We start from the raw sequence: 2611 nt of genomic DNA, 5'->3' as shown, positions 1-2611 counted from the left end.
GGTGGAGCTAAGCGGGATCGAACCGCTGACCTCTTGCATGCCATGCAAGCGCTCTCCCAGCTGAGCTATAGCCCCAATCGAAATGTTTTGTATTGTGCCACCTAACAGGGAATTAGATGGTGGAGCTAAGCGGGATCGAACCGCTGACCTCTTGCATGCCATGCAAGCGCTCTCCCAGCTGAGCTATAGCCCCAAACAAAATCTTTTGGACGGGATGCATCATATTCAAGCTAAGTTAGAGTGTCAATAAAATAATAGGGTTTTAGGTTTAATTGCTGAAATATAGAACATTTTGCAATCAGTTGAGTGGAGAAGGGAGGATGAGTCAGAGAATTGGCCCCCAATAAATTGAGGGCCAATAATATTAAATTATTGAGCAGAAGCTTCACGTTCAGCGATAAACGCTAAGGCTTTCTCAATACGAGCGATAGAGCGAGCTTGACCGATAGCGTGAACGGTCACATCAAGGCCTGGAGACTGGCCAGCACCTGTCACAGCAACACGTAAAGGCATACCCACTTTACCCATACCCACTTCTAATTCAGCGGCAGTTGCTTCGATGGCTTGGTGAACATTTTCAGCCGTCCAATCAGTTATCGCAGCTAATTTATCTTTTACGACTTCTAAAGGCTGACGAGCAACTGGTCGCAAGTGTTTTTTCGCCGCATCAGCGTCAAATTCTTCGAAATCTTGGTAGAAATAGTGGCAAGATTCCGCCATTTCTTTTAATGTTTTACAACGTTCACCAAGTAATTTGATTAGATCAACTAATTGAGGTCCTGTGCTGGTATCAATATTCTGTTGTTCAATATGCCATGCAAGATAGGTTGCAACTTCTTCTGCTGGTAATGTATTGATATAGTGGTGGTTTAACCATTGCAGTTTTTCAGTATTAAACGCGCTTGCTGACTTGCTGATAGCGTCAAGGCTGAAATACTCTTTCATTTCTTCAACAGTGAAAATCTCTTGGTCGCCATGAGACCAACCTAAACGCACAAGGTAGTTAAGAAGTGCTTGCGGCAAATAACCGTCATCACGATATTGCATAACACTAACCGCACCATGACGTTTTGATAGTTTTTTACCGTCATCACCTAGGATCATCGAAACGTGAGCATACACAGGTACTGGTGCCCCTAATGCTTTTAGAATGTTGATTTGGCGAGGCGTGTTGTTGATATGGTCTTCACCACGGATAACGTGGGTAATTTCCATATCCCAGTCATCAATAACCACACAGAAGTTGTAAGTTGGTGAACCATCAGTACGACGAATAATTAAATCGTCCAGTTCTTGGTTACTAAATTCAATTGGCCCACGAATTTTGTCGTCAAAAATAACGGAACCTTCTTGTGGGTTACGGAAACGAACAACGTGCGGCTCATCAGGTGTATGGTTGTGTGCATGGTCACGGCAGCAGCCATCATAACGAGGCTTTTCATTATTTGCCATTTGCTCTTCACGTAACGCTTCTAAGCGCTCTTTCGAACAATAACAACGATAAGCGGTACCCGCATCTAACATTTGGTCAATGACATCATTATAACGGTCAAAGCGTTTAGTTTGATAGTAAGGGCCTTCATCCCAATTTAAATTCAACCAGTTCATACCGTCCATAATGGCGTCGATAGCTTCCTGAGTTGAGCGTTCTAAGTCAGTATCTTCAATACGCAGGACAAATTCGCCCTGATTGTGGCGACTAAATAACCAGGAATACAGAGCGGTACGTGCACCACCAACGTGTAAATAGCCAGTTGGGCTTGGTGCAAAACGGGTTTTGATTTTACTCATCGAGATTGCCTTAATTGCAAAACATGTTTTTGAAGCGCTTATCTGTTTACTGTTTAGAAGACTAAAAACAGGCACAATTAACTTGATGGCGAGTTTGATGTTCTAAGCAGTGAAATGTCTAAGCATTGCTAAAATGTATATCTATTCTATCATCCTACAATGATTCCTCAATCAAGTTATCAGGATAGAAGACAAGAAATTAGTTTGTTTCGCCAAATTTGACATAAATAAATACACTTTAAAAATAGTTTCTGTTTTTTTCTTAAAAGAATAAAGAGAAAATGATAGGTAATTGATTAAAAAGGCAGCTTTTCTGGTGAATATTGAAACATCTTGATTATTTTTGCAACGAACGAAAAAAATCTATTGAAAAAGCGTTGACTCAGAACTCAGTATCCCTATAATGCACCTCCATCGACGACGGGGCGATTAGCTCAGTTGGTAGAGCACCTCCCTTACAAGGAGGGGGTCAGTGGTTCGAGCCCGCTATCGCCCACCACCGTTGACGATGAAAAATAAATAATTGGGCGATTAGCTCAGTTGGTAGAGCACCTCCCTTACAAGGAGGGGGTCAGTGGTTCGAGCCCGCTATCGCCCACCAATTATTTATTATAATGTAGTATAAGTCATGAAGTGGGCGATTAGCTCAGTTGGTAGAGCACCTCCCTTACAAGGAGGGGGTCAGTGGTTCGAGCCCGCTATCGCCCACCACTTCATCAGTTACTTGCATTGAAACACAATTTAGATGGGTCGTTAGCTCAGTCGGTAGAGCAGTTGACTTTTAATCAATTGGTCGCAGGTTCGAATCCTGCACGACCCA

Annotated in this window: 1 protein-coding gene and 6 tRNA genes; 4 read left to right on the top strand and 3 right to left on the bottom strand. The window is 42.7% G+C overall.

Annotated features, from left to right (window positions below; all coding sequences use genetic code 11):
- Window positions 1-2: 2 nt before the first annotated feature.
- The 3 genes from SJ312_RS06570 to gltX all read right to left on the bottom strand — a co-directional run bounded on the left by SJ312_RS06570 (window position 3) and on the right by gltX (window position 1791).
- Window positions 3-75 (bottom strand) — tRNA-Ala (locus tag SJ312_RS06570).
- 42 nt (window positions 76-117) lie between these two features.
- Window positions 118-193, bottom strand: a tRNA-Ala gene (locus SJ312_RS06565).
- A 176-nt stretch (window positions 194-369) separates the two neighbouring features.
- On the bottom strand, window positions 370-1791 hold the full coding sequence (gltX, locus tag SJ312_RS06560) for a glutamate--tRNA ligase (RefSeq protein WP_110591946.1): 1422 nt from the start codon (window positions 1789-1791) through the stop codon (window positions 370-372).
- A 423-nt stretch (window positions 1792-2214) separates the two neighbouring features.
- Here gltX and SJ312_RS06555 point away from each other — a divergent pair.
- The 4 genes from SJ312_RS06555 (at window position 2215) to SJ312_RS06540 (ending at window position 2611) form a co-directional block, all read left to right on the top strand.
- Window positions 2215-2290 (top strand) — tRNA-Val (locus SJ312_RS06555).
- A 26-nt stretch (window positions 2291-2316) separates the two neighbouring features.
- Window positions 2317-2392: transfer RNA gene (locus SJ312_RS06550), tRNA-Val, on the top strand.
- A gap of 34 nt (window positions 2393-2426) precedes the next feature.
- Window positions 2427-2502: transfer RNA gene (locus tag SJ312_RS06545), tRNA-Val, on the top strand.
- 36 nt (window positions 2503-2538) lie between these two features.
- A tRNA-Lys gene (locus SJ312_RS06540) sits at window positions 2539-2611 on the top strand.

The organism is Providencia sp. CIM-Carb-044 (assembly GCF_033901115.1).
Lineage (GTDB): Bacteria > Pseudomonadota > Gammaproteobacteria > Enterobacterales > Enterobacteriaceae > Providencia > Providencia hangzhouensis.
Note: the sequence above shows the minus strand (reverse complement) of the source record. Positions and strands in the feature narration are given on the sequence as shown.